Annotated in this window: 13 protein-coding genes and 1 pseudogene; 7 read left to right on the top strand and 7 right to left on the bottom strand. The window is 73.6% G+C overall.

All coding sequences use genetic code 11. The features are described from left to right. Nucleotides 1–319: 319 nt before the first annotated feature. Together ACR807_RS06585 and glnA are read right to left on the bottom strand one after the other, a co-directional pair. The gene (locus ACR807_RS06585; protein ID WP_438920311.1) at nucleotides 320–4273 is read right to left on the bottom strand and encodes an FkbM family methyltransferase; all 3954 of its coding nucleotides are present in this window, start codon (nucleotides 4271–4273) and stop codon (nucleotides 320–322) included. 68 nt (nucleotides 4274–4341) lie between these two features. Continuing rightward, nucleotides 4342–5685 (bottom strand): type I glutamate--ammonia ligase, encoded by a 1344-nt coding sequence (gene glnA, locus ACR807_RS06580; RefSeq protein ID WP_438920307.1) that lies wholly within the window; start codon nucleotides 5683–5685, stop codon nucleotides 4342–4344. A gap of 173 nt (nucleotides 5686–5858) precedes the next feature. Between glnA and ACR807_RS06575 the strand changes: the two genes are divergently transcribed. Together ACR807_RS06575 and ACR807_RS06570 are read left to right on the top strand one after the other, a co-directional pair. Continuing rightward, complete coding sequence (locus ACR807_RS06575; protein WP_438920306.1) at nucleotides 5859–6509, top strand: LppX_LprAFG lipoprotein; 651 nt, start codon at nucleotides 5859–5861, stop codon at nucleotides 6507–6509. A gap of 5 nt (nucleotides 6510–6514) precedes the next feature. Beyond that, entirely contained in the window at nucleotides 6515–8014 is a 1500-nt protein-coding gene (locus ACR807_RS06570; protein WP_438920305.1) for an MFS transporter, read from the top strand. 48 nt (nucleotides 8015–8062) lie between these two features. On the opposite strand, the gene ACR807_RS06565 is transcribed toward ACR807_RS06570, so the two are convergent. Then, nucleotides 8063–9778, bottom strand: coding sequence for an NAD+ synthase (locus ACR807_RS06565; RefSeq protein ID WP_438920304.1), 1716 nt, complete (start codon nucleotides 9776–9778; stop codon nucleotides 8063–8065). 73 nt (nucleotides 9779–9851) lie between these two features. Here ACR807_RS06565 and ACR807_RS06560 point away from each other — a divergent pair, with 73 nt between their 5' ends. Then, the gene (locus tag ACR807_RS06560; RefSeq protein WP_438920303.1) at nucleotides 9852–11414 is read left to right on the top strand and encodes an alpha/beta hydrolase; all 1563 of its coding nucleotides are present in this window, start codon (nucleotides 9852–9854) and stop codon (nucleotides 11412–11414) included. A 9-nt stretch (nucleotides 11415–11423) separates the two neighbouring features. Here the strand turns inward: ACR807_RS06560 and ACR807_RS06555 are convergent, their stop codons facing one another. Both ACR807_RS06555 and ACR807_RS06550 read right to left on the bottom strand, forming a co-directional pair. Next, entirely contained in the window at nucleotides 11424–12383 is a 960-nt protein-coding gene (locus ACR807_RS06555; protein WP_438920302.1) for an RNA-binding protein, read from the bottom strand. A gap of 8 nt (nucleotides 12384–12391) precedes the next feature. Next, nucleotides 12392–12550, bottom strand: coding sequence for a hypothetical protein (locus tag ACR807_RS06550; protein ID WP_438920301.1), 159 nt, complete (start codon nucleotides 12548–12550; stop codon nucleotides 12392–12394). 172 nt (nucleotides 12551–12722) lie between these two features. Here ACR807_RS06550 and ACR807_RS06545 point away from each other — a divergent pair. After that, nucleotides 12723–12824 (top strand): annotated as a pseudogene (locus ACR807_RS06545) (hypothetical protein); the annotation flags it as partial. Here the strand turns inward: ACR807_RS06545 and ACR807_RS06540 are convergent. Beyond that, the gene (locus tag ACR807_RS06540) at nucleotides 12783–13634 is read right to left on the bottom strand and encodes a helix-turn-helix transcriptional regulator (protein WP_438920300.1); all 852 of its coding nucleotides are present in this window, start codon (nucleotides 13632–13634) and stop codon (nucleotides 12783–12785) included. The pseudogene ACR807_RS06545 and the gene ACR807_RS06540 overlap by 42 nt on opposite strands. Nucleotides 13635–13769: 135 nt before the next feature. Here ACR807_RS06540 and ACR807_RS06535 point away from each other — a divergent pair, with 135 nt between their 5' ends. Then, nucleotides 13770–14519: an SDR family oxidoreductase gene (locus tag ACR807_RS06535; protein WP_438920299.1), complete on the top strand. Its 750-nt coding sequence runs from the start codon at nucleotides 13770–13772 to the stop codon at nucleotides 14517–14519. A gap of 12 nt (nucleotides 14520–14531) precedes the next feature. Here ACR807_RS06535 and ACR807_RS06530 read toward each other — a convergent pair whose 3' ends face one another. Then, a complete protein-coding gene (locus ACR807_RS06530) occupies nucleotides 14532–14891 on the bottom strand; it encodes a VOC family protein (protein WP_438920298.1) in 360 nt (119 codons plus the stop codon). 126 nt (nucleotides 14892–15017) lie between these two features. Here ACR807_RS06530 and panB point away from each other — a divergent pair, with 126 nt between their 5' ends. Beyond that, nucleotides 15018–15872 (top strand): 3-methyl-2-oxobutanoate hydroxymethyltransferase, encoded by an 855-nt coding sequence (gene panB / locus ACR807_RS06525; protein ID WP_438920297.1) that lies wholly within the window; start codon nucleotides 15018–15020, stop codon nucleotides 15870–15872. 87 nt (nucleotides 15873–15959) lie between these two features. Continuing rightward, a complete protein-coding gene (gene pip, locus ACR807_RS06520; RefSeq protein ID WP_438920296.1) occupies nucleotides 15960–16895 on the top strand; it encodes a prolyl aminopeptidase in 936 nt (311 codons plus the stop codon). The last annotated feature ends 27 nt before the right edge of the window (nucleotides 16896–16922 follow it).

The following is a 16922-nucleotide window of genomic DNA, read 5'->3' as shown; positions in this document are numbered from 1 at the left end:
CGCTCACCATCGTGTCCCGCATCTTACCGCGGTTCATTCCGGGGCTTTGTGTTTCCGGTGTTTCGCTTGTGTTTGAAGCTTAGCTGGTTCGTTTTCCCGGTGTCAAATCGGCCGTTTCGGCTTCTTCGCTCCGCGTCAAAACCCGCTTCGCATTCAATTTGTTCTGACTTCCAGACCCGAGGCAGCGCTCTGCACTGCTTATTCGTTTCTGGGAGCTCGACGCCGCAGAACTCTACCCGGCCCGATTCGCGGTGTCAACCGCTCGTTCCGGGGTTCTTGCTGGCGACTCGGTAAAAGTTACTCATGACCTTGGCCGAAGTCAAATCGCCTGGTCAGCGGGCTGCCGGAGTGGTACGGAGACCTGCGGACCGGGTGCCTTGGCCTGGATCGGGCGCGGGCGCAGCCACAGGGAGATGCTCCGGAGCCCCTCCATCGCGGCCACGATCTGCTCCGGCGACGCCGGCTCGCGGGTCGCCACGGGCACCAGGTCGTAGCCCCAGATCCGGAACTCCTTGAGGACCGTGACCGGATCGTCGCCGAAGCCCTCGGTGGCGGTCGCCGAGAACTCCAGGAACACGTGCGGTCGGTCGCGGCGCAGCAGGCGGACGAGCCCGGCCAGCGCGCGGTGACCGCGGCCCGGCGCGTCCACCCGGACGACGGACAGCTTGCGGCCCTGGAGCAGCGGCACGGCCTCCAGCTCCTTGTCGAGCCGGGTGGCGCGCACCTTCGCGACGTCCTCGGGCGCGCCCTCCGGCACGGGCACCACCGACACCCCGCCGGTCAGCGCGGGCTGGGTGGCCAGCTCGCCGGTGCTCTCCCACGCGGCGGCGTCGACCAGCACGAGCTGCTGCGCGACGCGTTCCGGCAGGTTGACCGTCACGTTGTGCTGGAGCAGCGCCCGCGCGGACGGGCACGGCTCGACCGCGACGACCGCGCCGCCCGAGCCGAACCGGCTGAGCATCCGCACGGTCTGGTACCCGACGTACGCGCCGATGTCGACGAAGATGCCGTCCGGCTCGACGACCGAGTCGATCAGCTCGGACAGCTCCGTCTCCCACACCCCGTTGCTCGACAGCATCGGCAGCATGAGGGCGTCGTCCGACGGCAGGCGCAGCAGGCCGACGTCGGTGAGGACGAGCGAGCTGCGCGGCACGGCGTCGCTGTGCCGCTCGTGCTCGCGCACGACGACGCGGCGCAGGGCGTCGGCGGTCTGCTGGGCCTGGTTGGCGGTGCGCAGCCCGTGCTCCAGCTTGTTGTCGCGCGACCTCAGCACGTCGACGACCTTCGACTCCAGGGAGTCGATCCGGTCGAGGGTGCGTTCGAGCGCGACGGCGAGCTTGTCGATCCGCTGGGCCAGGGCGTCGCCCTGCTTGGCGCGCTTGGCGGCCTCCGCGACGACGGCGTCCTCGATCTCGCGCAGCCTGCGACCCTGGCCCGCCATGTCCGCGCGGACCCGGACCACGCCGTCGTCCACGCCGAGGAGCTGGTCGGCGAGGTGGCCCTGGTTCTCGGCGTGCTGCTCGATCTCGGCGCGCAGCACCTCCAGCTCGCCCAGGCCGACGCCGCCGGTGATGTCGTCCTGCCGGCGGACCACCTCGGCGACCGAGCGCTCCACCCCGTCGACCAGGGTGTTGAGCACGTCGCGCATGTGGTTGTCGTAGTGGTCGAGCACGCGCAGCACCATCTTGCGCAGCTGCGGCGCCATGGGGGTGCGGCTGGCCGTGCCGACGTCCGGCTGGCGCAGCAGGGCGTGCTTCGCGGAGTGCAGCGCCTTGAGCGGGTCGGCGGGCGGGACCGGCTTGGCGCGGCGGGCGCGCCAGCCCCGGTAGGCGTGCTCGACGCGTTCGCGCAGGAGTTCCCCGACCTGGGCGGTGCCCCTGGTGGCGAGGACGTGCTCGCGGCCCCTGAGGCCGATGGCGAGGGCGGTGCCCAGGTCGTCGGCGAGGGCGCGCATGAGCTTCGCGGCGGCCTGGACGTCGGGTTCGACGCCCTGGCGGCACGGCACGAAGATCGCCGCGTTCTTGTCGAACAGCTCGGCGACCGCGCCGTGCTCCGAGGTCAGGACGGGGGTGGCCCGGACGGCGTGCCCGGCGAGGGTGGCGGCGATCCGGTCGTCCGCGCCGCCGCGGTGCAGGTGCACGAGGCAGTCGACGTCGCCGAGGTCGTCGACCAGTTCGACGCGCGGGTCGGCGGCGGTGGCGAGGCGGAGGCGCTCGGCGGCTTCCGGGTGCGTCCCGGCGTGGCTGACCTCGATGCGCAGCACGACGTCCGCGCGGTCGGGGAAGGCGGTGAGGAACGCCGACACGGCGCCGAGCACGTTGCCCGCGCGGTCGATCGAGTGGTCGGCGAGGGCTCCGAAGACCACACCTTCGTGTGTTCCGGGGTCGCGCGGGTCGGCGTCCATGACCGGGAGCGGCAGGACGCGGACGGTCGGGCCGCCGGCGCGCTCCAGGGCGGCGCGGGTGGTCTCGGAGGGCACCCACACCTCGCTCGCGCCGGCGGGCTGCTCGTCGTCGAGCACGAAGTCGACGACGAACCGGCTCTCCGGGACGGCGCGGGCGGTGCCGACGCGGACGACGACCGGGTAGCCGGCGGTGGTGGAGGTGGGCAGGCCGGAGGCGCGGGCGGCGGCGAGCACGAGTTCGGCGACCGGGCCGGTGCCCAGCACGGTGACGCCGAGCTGGTCGTGCAGGACGGCGGCCTCGGCGTGCGTGCGGGGGACGGCGGACACCGGCAGCCGGCCGGTCTCGACGCCGACGCCGGCGCACCAGTCGCGGAACGCCGCGCCGTCCTCGCCGAACGGGTCGGGGAACTGGGCGCGCAGGGCCTGGTCGGACCGCCAGAGGGCGGCGGACCAGCGCGTGCTGCCGGGGAGGCCGGCCTCCGGTTCGGAGGCCCAGGCCACGAACGCCGCCCCGCCGTCCACGCCGAACGCGGGGGGCGGGGTGGGGGTGGCCTTGCCGCGAGCGGGGACGGGGGCCGGGGCCGCGGTGCGCGTGGGAGCCGGGGGGACCTCGGTGGCGGTGGGGACCTCGGCGGCGTCGGGCTCGGCGAGGGCTTCCGCGGCGTCGGGCTCGGCGGGGGTCTCCGCACCCGGCTGGACCTCGGCGCTGTCGGCGGGGATCTCGGCGCTGTCGGCGGGCTCGGCCGGTTCGGCGGGGATGACCGCGGTGCCGTTGACCTGTCCGGCGGGGGCGACCTGCCCGGTGGCAGCGGCCTGCCCGGTGGCAGCGGCCTGCCCGGCAGCCTCGACCGGTTCGGGTGCGGGGGTGGGGGCGGTGACCTGCTGCGGCGCGGCCCAGCCGGTCGGGCTGAACGCCGAACCCTCCCTGGTGCGGGCGGCCTCGCGGTAGGCGGCGCGGAGGGTGTCCGGGATGCGGGTGCCGTCCGGGAGCTGGCCGAAGCCGTAGCGGACGCGCTGCGGGGTGTGGCCCTTGCGGACCAGTTCGGCGCGGTAGGCGGTGCACAGCTCGGCGAGCTGGGGGTGCTCCGACAGCAGCACGCGGGGGCGGTCGGCGAACTCGGCCGACAGCAGCCACGGCCGGTGCGGGTCGAAGCCCGCGAAGTGGACGCTGCGCAGCGGCTCGCCGACGGTGGTCAGCGTGCCGTCTGGCCTGCGGTGCAGGTCGCGCTGCGGCGCGTTCCACACCGACAGGCCGACCGTGGCGTTGCGCAGCACGTGCAGGTTGACCAGGGCGGGCGCGGTGTCGAGGACGGCCTTGGTCGCCCCGGGGTTGCGGCGGAGCTGTTCGCCCAGCGACTGGAGGAACGGTTGCGCGCCGGGGGCGACCAGCAGGAACCCGGGGTCGAAGACGCCCTTCTCCAGCAGTTCGGCGGGCGTCGGGCGCAGGCCGTCGTCCGGGAGGGGCCGCAGCGACCGGGGCAGCAGCACGAGCGGGCCGCGGCGGACGGCCTCCTCGACCAGGTCGGTCAGCGGGGCCAGGACGTGCACCCACGGGTCGAGGTAGAGCACCGGCACGCCCTGCCCGAGGAGCTGTTCGAGCAGCTTGGGGCGCAGCAGGCCGCACAGCTGGGCGGCGGTGCAGCCGGTGGCCAGCTCGGCCAGCTCCGCCGCGGGCACGCCCAGGTCGGCCGGGGTGACGAGGCCGGGCCCGGAGTTCTCCGGGAGGGCGTCCACGACCAGCGCCAGGAACCTGGCCTGCGGGTGGTGCGCGAGGAACGAGCTGGACAGCACCTTCACCGCGGGCAGCTCGGCGGCGGTGGCCACCGTGCACGCGATGAACGTGGGCCTGCCTTCCGCACGGGCGGGCATCTCGGTCACGGTCTGCAAACCTAGCTTCTCCGAGTGCTCGGTGTGGACCACCCGCACGGGTGCCTCCCTCACAGGACCGGCAGCAGGGACCGGAGCTCGTACGGCGTCACGCTGCGGCGGTACGCGTCCCACTCCGTCCGCTTGTTGCGCAGGAAGAAGTCGTAGACGTGCTCGCCGAGGGCCTCGGGCAGCAGTTCGGAGTTCTCCATCTCGGTCAGCGCCTCGCCGAGGTTCTGCGGCAGGTTGTCGTACCCGGCGGCGCGCCGCTCGCGCTCGGTCAGCGACCACACGTCGTCCTCGGCGGGCGGGGGCAGCTCGTAGCCCTTCTCGATGCCCTTGAGGCCGGCGGCGAGGATCACCGCGTACGCCAGGTACGGGTTGCACGCGGAGTCGAGCGTGCGGATCTCCACGCGCCGCGACGAGGACTTGCCCGGCGAGTACATGGGCACGCGGACCAGCGCGGACCGGTTGGAGTGGCCCCAGCACACCGCCGTGGGGGCCTCGCCGCCGACGATCAGGCGCTTGTAGGAGTTCACCCACTGGTTGGTGACGCCGGAGATCTCCCGGGCGTGCTTGAGCACCCCCGCGACGAACATCTTGCCGGTGTCCGACAGCTGGTAGGGGTCCTCGGGGTCGTAGAACGCGTTGCGGTCGCCCTCGAACAACGACACGTGCGTGTGCATCCCGCTGCCGGGCTGGTCGCTGAACGGCTTGGGCATGAACGAGGCGCGCACCCCCTGGGTGATCGCGACCTCCTTGATCACGTACCGGAACGTCATGACGTTGTCGGCCATGGTCAGGGCGTCGGCGTAGCGCAGGTCGATCTCCTGCTGGCCGGGCGCGCCCTCGTGGTGGCTGAACTCCACGGAGATGCCCATCGCCTCCAGCGCCTCGATGGCGTGGCGGCGGAAGTGGGTGGCGGTCTCGTGGCTGGTCTGGTCGAAGAAGCCGCCGTTGTCCGCCGGGACGGGCTCGCTGCCGTCGTCCGGGAGGCTCTTGAGCAGGAAGAACTCCATCTCCGGGTGCACGTAGCAGGTGAACCCCGCCTCGCTGGCCCGGGCGAGGGTGCGCCGCAGCACGTGCCTCGGGTCGGCCCACGAGGGGGAACCGTCCGGCATGGAGATGTCGCAGAACATCCGGGCCGAGTAGTGGTTCTTCTCCGGCGTCTGCCAGGGCAGCACCTGGAACGTCGCGGGGTCCGGCTTGGCGACCATGTCGGACTCGTAGACGCGGGCGAAGCCCTCGATCGCGGAGCCGTCGAAGCCGATGCCCTCGCTGAAGGCGCCCTCCAGCTCCGCGGGGGCGATCGCGACGGACTTCAGGAAGCCCAGCACGTCGGTGAACCAGAGCCGGACGAACCGGATGTCGCGTTCCTCTAGGGTGCGGAGCACGAACTCCTGCTGGCGGTTCATGGGCTGAAGCCTAGGTAAGGACGGTGGACCCCGCGTTGCCGGCTCGCCGGAACGCGCCCGGCCGATTTCCGCCCGCCGCCCGCCTGCCCGTCGGGGCAGACCTGAACGCCTGGTCACGGGCTTGCGCGCACGTTCGGCCCGGTCGCGGGGTCAGGGGTCCTACGATGCACGCCATGCTCCCTCGTCGCACCCTGATCGGGTCGCTCGTGCTCGCCCTGGCGGTCGGCTGCACGTCCTCCGGGGGCGGCGGCGACCTGCCCGCCGGCCCGGAGGTGCTGTCGAAGGCGTCGGCCGGCATGAAGGGCGTGACGAGCACGCACTTCGTGATCAAGGTCGACGGCGAGCTGCCGGACGTGCCGGTGAAGGACGCCGAGGGCGACCTGAACGCCGACGGCGAGTCGCGGGGCCGGGCGAAGGTGAACCAGTTCGGGCAGCTCATCGAGGTCGAGTACGTGCTCGTCGGGCAGGACCTGTACTTCAAGGGGCCGACCGGCGGGTTCACCAAGCTGCCCGCCGCGCTGGCGGGGCAGGTCTACGACCCGACGCTGATCCTCGACCCGGACAAGGGCGTGGCGAAGGTGCTGGCCGACGCGAAGGACGCGAGGACCGTCAGCTCCGAGGACGGGACGACCGTGGTCGAGGCGACCGTGCCGGAGGCCGTCGTGGCCGGGCTGGTGCCGGGCATCGACGCGGACGTGAAGTCCACGTTCTCGGTGCGCGGGGAGAAGCTGACCAGGGCGTTGTTCGAGCTGCCGTCGGGGCCGAAGGTCGGCATCGACCTGTCCGACTTCGACAAGCCGTTCACCGTCTCCCCGCCCGCGTGACCGCGGTGACCACCCCCGTGGGGGCTCGCCGGCTGGCGATCGGGGCGGGCGCGGGCGCGGTGCTGCTCGGCGCGCTGGACGCGTACGTGGTGGTCGGCGTGCTCGTCGACATCGTCCGCGACCTGGGCATCCCGGTGAACAGGCTGGAGCGCGCCACGCCGGTGGTGACCGGCTACCTGCTCGGGTACGTGGCCGGGATGCCGCTGCTGGGGCAGCTGTCGGACCGGTTCGGGCGGCGGCTCGTGCTGCACGCGTGCCTGCTCGGGTTCGCGGTCGGGTCGGCGGTCACGGCGCTGGCCGGTGACCTGCCGCTGCTGGTGGCGGGGCGCGTGGTGCAGGGCCTGGCCGGTGGCGCGCTGCTGCCGGTGACGATGGCGCTGGTCGCGGACCTGTGGTCGGCGGAGCGGCGGGCGTCGGCGCTGGGCGTGGTGGGCGCGGCGCAGGAGCTGGGCAGCGTGCTCGGCACCCTGTACGGGGTGGGCGTGGCGTCGCTGTTCAACGCCTGGTCGGTGTTCGAGTCGCTGGAGCCGCAGAGCTGGCGGTGGGTGTTCTGGGTCAACCTGCCGCTGGCGCTGGTGGCGATGGCGCTGGTGCAGCTCGCCGTGCCGCGTTCGGCGGGGTCGGGGGTGCGCGTCGACTTCGTGGGCGGCGCGCTGCTGGCGCTGGCGCTGGGCCTGGTCGTGGTGGGCCTCTACAACCCCGACCCGGAGCACGCCGTGCTGCCGCCGTGGGGGCTGCCGGCGCTGGGCGCGTCGGTGGTGGTGCTCGTCGGGTTCGCGCTGTGGGAGCGGCGGTCGCCGGTGCGGCTGCTGGACCCGGCCGGGGTGCGCCCGGGGCCGTTCCTGGCCGCGCTCGGGGTGTCGCTGGCGACCGGCGCGGCGCTGATGGTGACGCTGGTGGACGTCGAACTGTTCGCGCAGACCGTGCTGCGGGTGGACGCGGGCGCGGCGGCGGCGGTGCTGGCCCGGTTCCTGGTCGCGCTGCCGGTGGGCGCGCTGCTCGGCGGGTGGCTGGCGGGGCGGCTCGGCGACCGGTGGGTGTCGTTCGCCGGGCTGGTGGTGGCCGGTGTCGCGTACCTGTTCCTGGCGCGGTGGCCGGCCGACGTGTCGTCGTTCGTGGTCGGGCGCGACCTGGCGGTGGCCGGGTTCGGGCTGGGGCTGGTGATCGCGCCGGTGTCGGCGGCGGTGCTGCGGGCCGTGCCGGCGGCGCAGCACGGCGTGGCGTCGGCGGCGGTGGTCGTGGCGCGGATGACCGGGATGCTGGTGGGCGTGGCCGGGTTGTCGGCGTGGGGCCTGCACCGGTTCCGGGAGCTGACCGCCGACCTGGACACGCCGCTGCCGTTCGGCAGGTCGGAGGAGGAGTTCAGGGCCGCCGCCGCGGTGTACGAGCGGGCGCTGACCGACGCGCTGCTCACCCAGTACCACGAGATCTTCCTGTTCACGGCCGTGATCTGCGGCGCGGGCGCGCTGGTGGCGCTGCTGCTGCCGCGGGCGGACCGCCGGTAGCGGAGGCGCGGGCGGCGGCAGGGAACCCGCCGCCCGCGCCGGGCGCGCTCAGCCCTCGCGCCAGCCGCTGGTGATCGGCAGCCGTCGGTCGCGGCCGAACGCCTTGAACGTGATCTTGGTGCCCGGCGGGTACTGGCGGCGCTTGTACTCGGCCTTGTCGACCATCCGCAGCACCTTGTCGACCAGCTCGTGCTCGAAGCCCATCGCGATCAGGTCGCGGTAGCCCTTGTCGCCCTCGACGTAGTCGTCCAGCACCGAGTCGAGCAGCTCGTAGTCGGGCAGCGAGTCGGCGTCGACCTGGCCGGGCCGCAGCTCCGCCGACGGCGGCTTGCTGATCGAGTTCTCCGGGATCGGCGCCTGCTCGCCCAGCTTCTCGGCCTCCGCGTTGCGCCACCGCGCCAGGTCCCAGACCAGCGTCTTGAGCACGTCCTTGATCGGCGCGAACCCGCCGACCGCGTCGCCGTAGATGGTCGAGTAGCCGACCGCCAGCTCCGTCTTGTTGCCGGTCGCCAGCACCAGGTGCCCGTGCTGGTTGGACAGGCCCATCAGCGTGACGCCGCGGCACCGCGCCTGCACGTTCTCCTCGGCCAGCCCGGTCAGTCCGAGCTGGTCGACGAACACCCGCACCATGTCCGCGATCGGCTGCACCTCGTAGTGGCAGCCGGTGCGCTGCGCGAGGTCGTGCGCGTCGGACTTCGAGTGGTCCGAGGAGTAGTCGGAGGGCATGGACACGCCGTAGACGTTGTCCCCGCCCAGCGCGTCGACGGCCAGCGCCGCCACCACGGCCGAGTCGATGCCGCCCGACAGGCCGAGCACGACCGACCGGAACCCGTTCTTGTGCACGTAGTCGCGCAGGCCCGTGACCAGCGCGTGCCACACCTCCGCCTCGTCGGAGAGCGGCTCGGCGGCCTGCGGGACGGGCAGCGGGTCGTAGGCCGGGAGCGGCTCGTCGGAGATCGTCGTGCGGCGGACCGCGAACCCGCTGAACTCCCCCTCGGTCCGCTCGGTGCCGCCCGGCACGTCCAGGTCCAGCACCACCAGGTGCTCCACGAACTGCGGCGCGCGGGTCACCAGCGCGCCCTCGGCGGTGACCACCATCGTGTCGCCGTCGAACACCAGCTCGTCCTGCCCGCCGACCATGTTCACGTAGGCCAGCGGCGCCTTCGCCTCGACCGCGCGGCGCGCCACCAGCGGCAGCCGGGCGTCGTCCTTCTTGCGCTCGTAGGGCGAGGCGTTCGGCGACACGACCAGGTCCACGCCGGCCTCGCCGAGCGCGGCGACCGGGCCGCCGTCCTGCCACAGGTCCTCGCAGATCACCATGCCGACCTCGACGCCGCGCACGCGCACCACGTCCAGGGTGTCGCCCGGCGTGAAGTAGCGGCGCTCGTCGAACACGCCGTAGTTCGGCAGGTGGTGCTTGTCCTGGCGGGCCACGACCGCCCCGCCGTGCAGCACGGCGGCGGCGTTGCGCATGCCGTGCTCGTCGCGGCCGAGGTAGCCGACCACCACCGGCAGCCCGCCGCACCCCGCCTCGTCCAGCGCCCCGGCGAGCGCGGTCAGGGCACCCTCGGACGCCTCCGCGAAGGACACGCGCAGCGCCAGGTCCTCGACCGGGTACCCGGTCAGGACCATCTCGGGGAAGACGGCCAGGTGGGCGCCGGCCTCGACGGCCTTGCGGGACCACTCGACGACGAGTTCGGAGTTGCCCGCGAGGTCGCCGACACAGGCGTTGACCTGGGCGAGTGCGAGTCGGAGCTGTGGCATGGAGGCATTCTCGCTCACCGCGCGCGAGCTTGGCGGCCGTTGTGGCCGACAGATCACACATACGATCGATGGTGTGCGCCGATCGTTGCTGCTAGTACTCGCCCTGCCGCTGCTCGCGTCCTGCACGTCCGTGGTGACCGGTTCACCCAGTGCGGGGACGACGCTGGAGCGGAGAGGTCCGGCCGGGACCGTGCCCGCCGGCCTGGAGCGGTTCTACGGCCAGCAGCTCGGCTGGGAGGACTGCGGCCCGTACGCCACGACCGCCACCACGGCCTCGCAGTTCCGCAACCGCAAGAACCTGGAGTGCGCGCGGCTGGAGGTGCCGCTCGACTACGCGCAGCCCACCAGGAAGACGATCAGGCTGGGGCTGCTGCGCCAGCAGGCCACCGGCGACCGCATCGGGTCGCTGGTCGTCAACCCGGGCGGGCCCGGCGCGTCCGGCATGTCCGCCGCCGCGGGGCTGGCCTCGCAGGTCAAGCAGACCGACCTCGGCGCGCGCTTCGACCTCGTCGGCTTCGACCCGCGCGGCGTCGGGGCGAGCGAGCCGCAGGTCAGGTGCCTGAGCGACGCCGAGCGCGACGCCGACCGCCTCGACGCCGACGTGGACACCTCGCCGTCCGGCATCGCGCAGACCGAGAACGAGAACCGGCAGTACGCGGAGAAGTGCGCGTCCACCACCGGCGCCGACTTCCTGGCCAACGTCGGCACCCGCGACGTCGTGCGCGACCTGGACGTGATGCGCTCCGCCCTGGGCGACGAGAAGCTCACCTACCTGGGCTACTCCTACGGCACGCACATCGGCGCGGGCTACGCGCAGGAGTTCCCGGCCAACGTGCGCGCGCTCGTCCTCGACGGCGCGGTCGACCCCGCGCAGGGCCAGGTCGAGTCGCTGATCGCGCAGGCCGCCGGGTTCCAGAAGGCGTTCGACGCGTTCGCCGCGTGGTGCGCGGGGCGGCAGGACTGCGCGCTCGGCGCCGACCCGGCCAAGGCCAACCAGGCGTTCCGCGACCTGACCCTGCCGCTGCTGGAGCGGCCGGTGCAGGTGGAGGACCGCAAGCTGTCGTACAACGACGCCATCACCGGCGCCATCCAGGCCATGTACTCCGAGGAGCTGTGGGAGCCGCTCAACACCGGGTTGGGCGAGCTGGCGAACAACCGCGGCAACGTGCTGATGCTGCTGGCCGACAGCTACTTCGACCGCGACCAGCAGGGCAAGTACGGCACGCTGAACGACGCGTTCATCGCGATCAAGTGCGTCGACGAGCCGCGCGTCACCGACCGGGCCGTGCTCGACGACCTGGCCAGGCGGTACAAGGCGGCGGCGCCGTTCCTGGACGACGGCCGGCCGGCGGCGGGCGCGCTGGACGCGTGCGCGTTCTGGCCCGTGCCGCCGACCGCGCAGGACCCGAAGCCCGCCACCGGCCTGCCGCCCGTGCTGGTGATCTCCACGACCGGCGACCCGGCCACGCCGTACGACGCGGGCGTGAGCCTGGCGCGCGAGCTGGGCGGCCGGCTGCTCACGTTCGAGGGCAACCAGCACACGGTGTACCTGCAGGGCGACGAGTGCGTGGACCCGGTGGGCGACCGGTACCTGATCGACCTGGAGCTGCCCGCCGAGGGCACGCGCTGCGGCTGAGGACCGGGGTCACTCCGGGACCCAGCGGGCGCGCAGCACGCCGTCCGCGTCGGGCAGCACCGCCGCGAGCAGCGGGTGGCGCCGGTCGGCGTACCAGGAGACGACCGCCGCCGCACGTGCCCCGGCCAGCCGGGCGGGCAGCGCCGGGAGGTCCTCGTCGTCGACGGCGAGCGCGGTGATCCGCCCGTCCCGGTCCTCCCAGACGACCTCGAACGAGTCGTCCCGGGCGGGGAGGGCGTCGAGCAGGGCGGCGACGTCGTCGTCCAGGTCCGGCCACACCAGCAGCCACGCGCGGGGGGCGAGCCCGGCGCGCACCGCCTCCGCGTCGCCGGGGCGGACGCGGTGCCACCGGGAGGCGTTGGCGAGGTACCCCTCCTCCAGGAGCACCGCGCCGCGCCGGGTGGCGAGGTCGGTCAACTCGTCCCAGAACGCGTCGTCGGCGGGGCGCGCCCCGCCGCGGTCGCCCGGCTGCGGTTCGTGCGGGGAGCGGTCGAGGCGCTCCGGGAACAGCCCCAGCTCGCGGGTGCGGGCGACCGCCCGCTCGCAGGGCTCGGCGCTGCCGACGTACACGTACTGGTCGTAGCCGACGTCGACGGAGAACCTGCCCCCCACCTCCAGCCGGCACGACGCGCCGTCGCCGCGCAGCATGGCCCGCACGAGTTCGAGGCCCGCGGCGACGGGCACCAGGGCGCCGTCGTGGTAGCCGGTGAGGTCGGGCGGGAAGAGCCCCGCGAGCCCGCGGTCCTCGAACGGGCGACCCGCGCCGAAGAGGGCGGGTTCGCGGATCTCCAGGTGGGTGACGCCGCTGTCCTCGGCGAACGCGGCCACGGCGGCCAGGTAGGCGGCCTCCACGGGGCCGCGGTCGCTGTCGGTGTCCTCGGTGCCGGTGTAGCGGCCGTGCCCGTCGCGGTCGGCCGGGTCGTACTTGGTGACCCGGTGGACGTGGGGCAGCGCGCTGGTCTTCGGCACGCCCCAGGCTAGCCCCAGACGAGTTCGGCGTCGCGGAACAGGCGGCGGACGCTGTCGAGGCCCTCCGGGTCCATGCGGGGGGAGCCGTCCTCCGGGACCACCTGGGTACTGGTGTCGAACTCCGGGCACCAGGCCACGACCTGCGCGTCGGGCTCGTGCTCCACCACCCGGTCGAGTGCGCGATGGTGATCCGGCAGGAGGTGCCGGGCCGGCCGGTCGGGTCGCCGGAGACGCGGTTCGAGCAGCTGCGGCACCTGAGGAGGCCGGCGGAGCTGCCGCACCTGGCGGAAGAGCGGCTACAGCGGGAACAGCGGCGGGAGTTGCGTCGAGGTCCGGGGCGGGCTCGACGCGGTGCGCGACTCCAGGAACGGCGACGTGCTGGAGTTCCGGGGACGGGCCCTAGTGGTGTTCCTGCGTGCGCTCAAGCGCCGCGCCGGGTGACGCCGCCCAGCTCGCCAGCAGCTTCAGGCGCTCCTCGGTCGGCGAACCGGCCCGCGCCGTGTAGACGGCGAGCGTGAAGTCCTCGTCACCGGCCGGCCGCAGGGACTCGTAGTCCAGGTCCAGGTCGCCCACGACGGGGTGCGCGATGAGCTTCGTGCCGTGCGTCTTCTCCCTGACCTTGTGCTGCGCCCACAGCGTCCGGAACGTCTCGTCCTTCACCGACAGCTCGCCGACCAGCGCCGCGAGCCGCGCGTCGTCGGGGTTGCGGCCGGCGTCCAGCCTCAGGAACGCGACCATGTCGGCGGCCACGGTCGGCCAGTCCCGGTAGAACGCGCGGGCCTCCGGGCGCAGGAACGTGTGCCGGGCCGAGTTGCGGTCCTCCTCGCGCATCCCGCCGAAGCCGTACAGCGCGTCGGCCAGCGGGTTCCAGGCGAGGATGTCCGAGCGCCGCCCCATGACGAACGCGGGCACGTCGCCGACCATCTCCAGCAGCCGCCGCAGACCGGGGCGGAGGCGCTGCGGCGCGGGGCGCTTCGCGGGCGCGGGCCGGACGAGGTTGCGCAGGTGGGCGCGTTCCGTCTCGTCCAGGCGCAGCACGCGGGCCACCGCGTCGAGCACGGAGTCCGACACGGCCGGGGTGCGGCCCTGCTCCAGGCGCACGTAGTAGTCCACGCTCACGCCCGCCAGGAGCGCCAACTCCTCGCGGCGCAGGCCCGGCACGCGTCGACGGCCGCCGCCGGGCAGGCCCACGTCGTCCGGTCGCACGCGTGCCCGGCGGGTGCGGAGGAATTCGCCGAGGTCGTGGTTCACCCTCCCAGTATGGCCGCGCCCCGGGAACCGAGCCTGGGTACTGCCAGACCCAGGAACGCCCGACCGGGGTCACCGCGGACCCGCGGTCGAACGGGGCCTCCGGTACCGCGCGGCGCGGGCCCCACTGTTGTCCCCATGACCTACGACCTGAACAACCGCACTGCCGTCGTCACCGGTGCCGCCAGCGGCATCGGCGCCGAGATCGCCCTCGTCCTGGCCCGCTCCGGGGCGCGGGTCGCGCTGCTGGCCCGCCGGGCCGACCGGGTCGCCGACCTGGCCGGGAAGATCCAGGCCGAGGGAGGGCAAGCGCTTGCGGTCGCGGCGGACGTCACGCGGGACCTGTCCGGCGCGGTCGAGGCGGTCCACGCCGCGTTCGGGCGCGTGGACCTCGTCGTGAACAACGCGGGCGTCATGCTCGCCAACCCGCTGACCGAGGGCCGCGACGACGAGTGGTCCCGGATGATCGACACCAACCTCAAGGGCCTGCTGAACGTCACCAAGGCGTTCACGTCCGACCTGGTCCAGGCCGGCCGCGAGGGCACCGCCGACCTGGTGAACATCTCGTCGGTGGGCGCGCACCAGACGTTCCCGACCTACGCCGTCTACACCGCCACCAAGGCGGCCGTGACGCACCTGTCGGCGAACCTGCGCACCGAGCTGGGCGCGCTGGGCGTGCGCGTGACCAACGTCGAACCGGGTCTCGTGCACAGCGAGCTGGCCGACCACATGGACAACCCGGCCGTGGACGCGCACCTGGCGCGGTGGCGCGAGGAGGTGCCGCCGCTGGACCCGGCCGACGTCGGCGACGTCGTCGGCTTCGCCACCAGCCGGCCGAAGCACGTCAACCTGCGGCAGATCGTCGTGCTGCCGACCGTGCAGGTGTAGGCGTGCCCGCCGTCACGGCTCCACGCGGCGGCTGAGCAGGCAGAACTCGTTGCCCTCGGGGTCTTCGAGGACGTGCCAGGTGACGTCGCCCTGGCCGATGTCCTTGCGGCGCGCCCCGAGGGCTTCGAGGCGTTCCAGCTCGGCGTCCTGGTCGCGGTCGGTGGCGTTCACGTCGAAGTGCAGCCGCAGCTTCCGCGTCTTCGGCCCCCCGGCCCGGTCCAGGACGATCGTGGGGTGCTCGCCGGGGCGGCCGATCTCCACCGCCGCGCCCTCCCGCCCCAGGACCTCGAAGTCCAGCGCGGCGCACCAGAACCGGGCCAGGGCTTCGGGATCGGTGCAGTCGAGGACCAGCTCCGTGATGCGGCACGCCATGCCGTGTGAAGCTACTCGCACTCCGTGCAATTCCCCTCGCGGCGGTGTCACGCTGGGCCCCGTAAACCGTGCAACCAACGCCCGGGGACCCGCGACGGCGCGGGCTTCGAGGGAGGACGGTCGACGATGACCTCTACTGAGGTGACGGCGCCCTACGGCAACGGCGCTTCCGGCGCTCCGACCGGCAGGAAGGTGCGCGTGCACCACCTGCGGGAGATGAAGGAGCGCGGCGAGCCCTGGCCCATGCTCACCGCTTACGACATGTACACGGCCGAGCTGTTCGACGAGGCGGGCATCCCGGTGCTGCTGGTCGGCGACTCCGCGGCCAACAACGTCTACGGCCACGAGACGTCCCTGCCGGTGACGGTCGACGAGCTGATCCCGCTCGTGCGCGGCGTCACGCGCTCGGTCAAGCGGGCGCTGGTCGTCGCGGACCTGCCGTTCGGCTCCTACCAGGTGTCGGTGGAGCAGGCCGTGGCGACGGCGGTCCGGTTCATGAAGGAGGGCCGGGCGCACGCCGTGAAGCTGGAGGGCGGCGCGCACTTCGCCCCGCACGTCAAGGCCATCACCGCGGCCGGCATCCCGGTCATGGCGCACATCGGGTTCACGCCGCAGAGCGAGCACCAGCTCGGCGGGTACCGCGTGCAGGGGCGCAACGAGGCGTTCGACCAGGTCGTGGCCGACGCGCACGCCGTCCAGGAGGCCGGCGCGTTCGCCGTCGTGCTGGAGATGGTGACCGCCGAGGTCGCCAAGCAGATCACGCACGACCTGGTGATCCCGACCGTCGGCATCGGCGCCGGCCCGGACACCGACGCCCAGGTGCTCGTCTGGCAGGACATGATGGGCCTGCGCCGCGGCAAGGGCCCCCGGTTCGTGAAGCGCTACGCCGACCTGGCGGGCGTGATGACGTCGGCGGCGCAGCAGTTCGCCGCCGAGGTGCGCGGCCACCAGTTCCCCGGCCCGGAGCACACCTTCCACTGATCGCACGCGGTCGCCGCGCGGGCCCACGGCCGGCGCGGCGACCTCGCGGTGATCCACTCGTCATCCCGCTCGGGCAGAGTGGGCGGCATGTACCCCGAGATCGAGCCCTACGACCAGGGCCTGCTCGACGTCGGCGACGGCCAGCACGTGTACTGGGAGGTCAGCGGCAACCCGCGCGGCAAGCCGGTGGTCTTCCTGCACGGCGGCCCCGGCGGCGGGTGCGCGCCCGTGCACCGGCGGGTGTTCGACCCGTCCGCCTACCGGATCGTGCTGTTCGACCAGCGCGGGTGCGGGCGGTCGACGCCGCACGCCGCCGAGGTGGCCGACCTGTCCGCCAACACCACGTGGCACCTGGTGGCGGACGTGGAGCGGCTGCGCGAGCACCTGGGCGTCGACCGGTGGCAGGTGTTCGGCGGGTCGTGGGGGTCCACGCTGGCGCTGGCCTACGCCGAGAAGCACCCGGAGCGGGTCACCGAGATGGTGCTGCGCGGGATCTTCACGCTGCGGCGCAAGGAGCTGGACTGGTACTACGGCGGCGGCGCCGGGTTCCTGTTCCCCGAGCTGTGGGAACGGGTCACGAGCTTCGCGCCGGACGGCGACGTGATCGGCACCTACGCCCGGCTGCTCAACGACCCCGACCCCGCCGTGCACGAGCCGGCGGCCGTGGCGTGGAGCGTGTGGGAGGGCTCCACGGTGACGCTGCTCCCCCGGCCCGAGCTGGTCGAGGTGTTCGCGGAGCCCCGGTACGCGCTGGCGTTCGCCCGCATCGAGAACCACTACTTCCGGCACGGCGCGTGGCTGGAGGAGGGGCAGCTGCTGCGCGACGCGGGCCGGCTCGCGGGCATCCCCGGCGTGATCGTGCAGGGCCGCTACGACGTCGCCACGCCCGCCACCTCGGCGTGGGACCTGCACAAGGCGTGGCCGGGCTCGGAGCTGGTGGTCGTGCCGGACGCGGGGCACGCGTTCGACGAGCCGGGCACCCTGCGCGCGCTGGTCAACGCCACCGACCGGTTCCGGCCCTGACGGCGGGGGGCGCGGTCGCCGGGAACG

Source organism: Saccharothrix sabaoui, from assembly GCF_051756985.1.
Lineage (GTDB): Bacteria > Actinomycetota > Actinomycetes > Mycobacteriales > Pseudonocardiaceae > Actinosynnema.
The sequence above is the reverse complement of the archived record's forward strand: the minus strand, read 5'-3'. Positions and strand labels throughout refer to the sequence as shown.

Excerpts from the sequence above, each read along its gene's own strand:
- ACR807_RS06585 (WP_438920311.1), bottom strand. The coding sequence starts at position 4,273 with ATGCCCGCCCGTGCGGAAGGCAGGCCCACGTTCATCGCGTGCACGGTG.
- glnA (WP_438920307.1), bottom strand. The coding sequence starts at position 5,685 with ATGAACCGCCAGCAGGAGTTCGTGCTCCGCACCCTAGAGGAACGCGAC.
- ACR807_RS06575 (WP_438920306.1), top strand. The coding sequence starts at position 5,859 with ATGCTCCCTCGTCGCACCCTGATCGGGTCGCTCGTGCTCGCCCTGGCG.
- ACR807_RS06565 (WP_438920304.1), bottom strand. The coding sequence starts at position 9,778 with ATGCCACAGCTCCGACTCGCACTCGCCCAGGTCAACGCCTGTGTCGGC.
- ACR807_RS06535 (WP_438920299.1), top strand. The coding sequence starts at position 13,770 with ATGACCTACGACCTGAACAACCGCACTGCCGTCGTCACCGGTGCCGCC.
- ACR807_RS06530 (WP_438920298.1), bottom strand. The coding sequence starts at position 14,891 with ATGGCGTGCCGCATCACGGAGCTGGTCCTCGACTGCACCGATCCCGAA.
- panB (WP_438920297.1), top strand. The coding sequence starts at position 15,018 with ATGACCTCTACTGAGGTGACGGCGCCCTACGGCAACGGCGCTTCCGGC.
- pip (WP_438920296.1), top strand. The coding sequence starts at position 15,960 with ATGTACCCCGAGATCGAGCCCTACGACCAGGGCCTGCTCGACGTCGGC.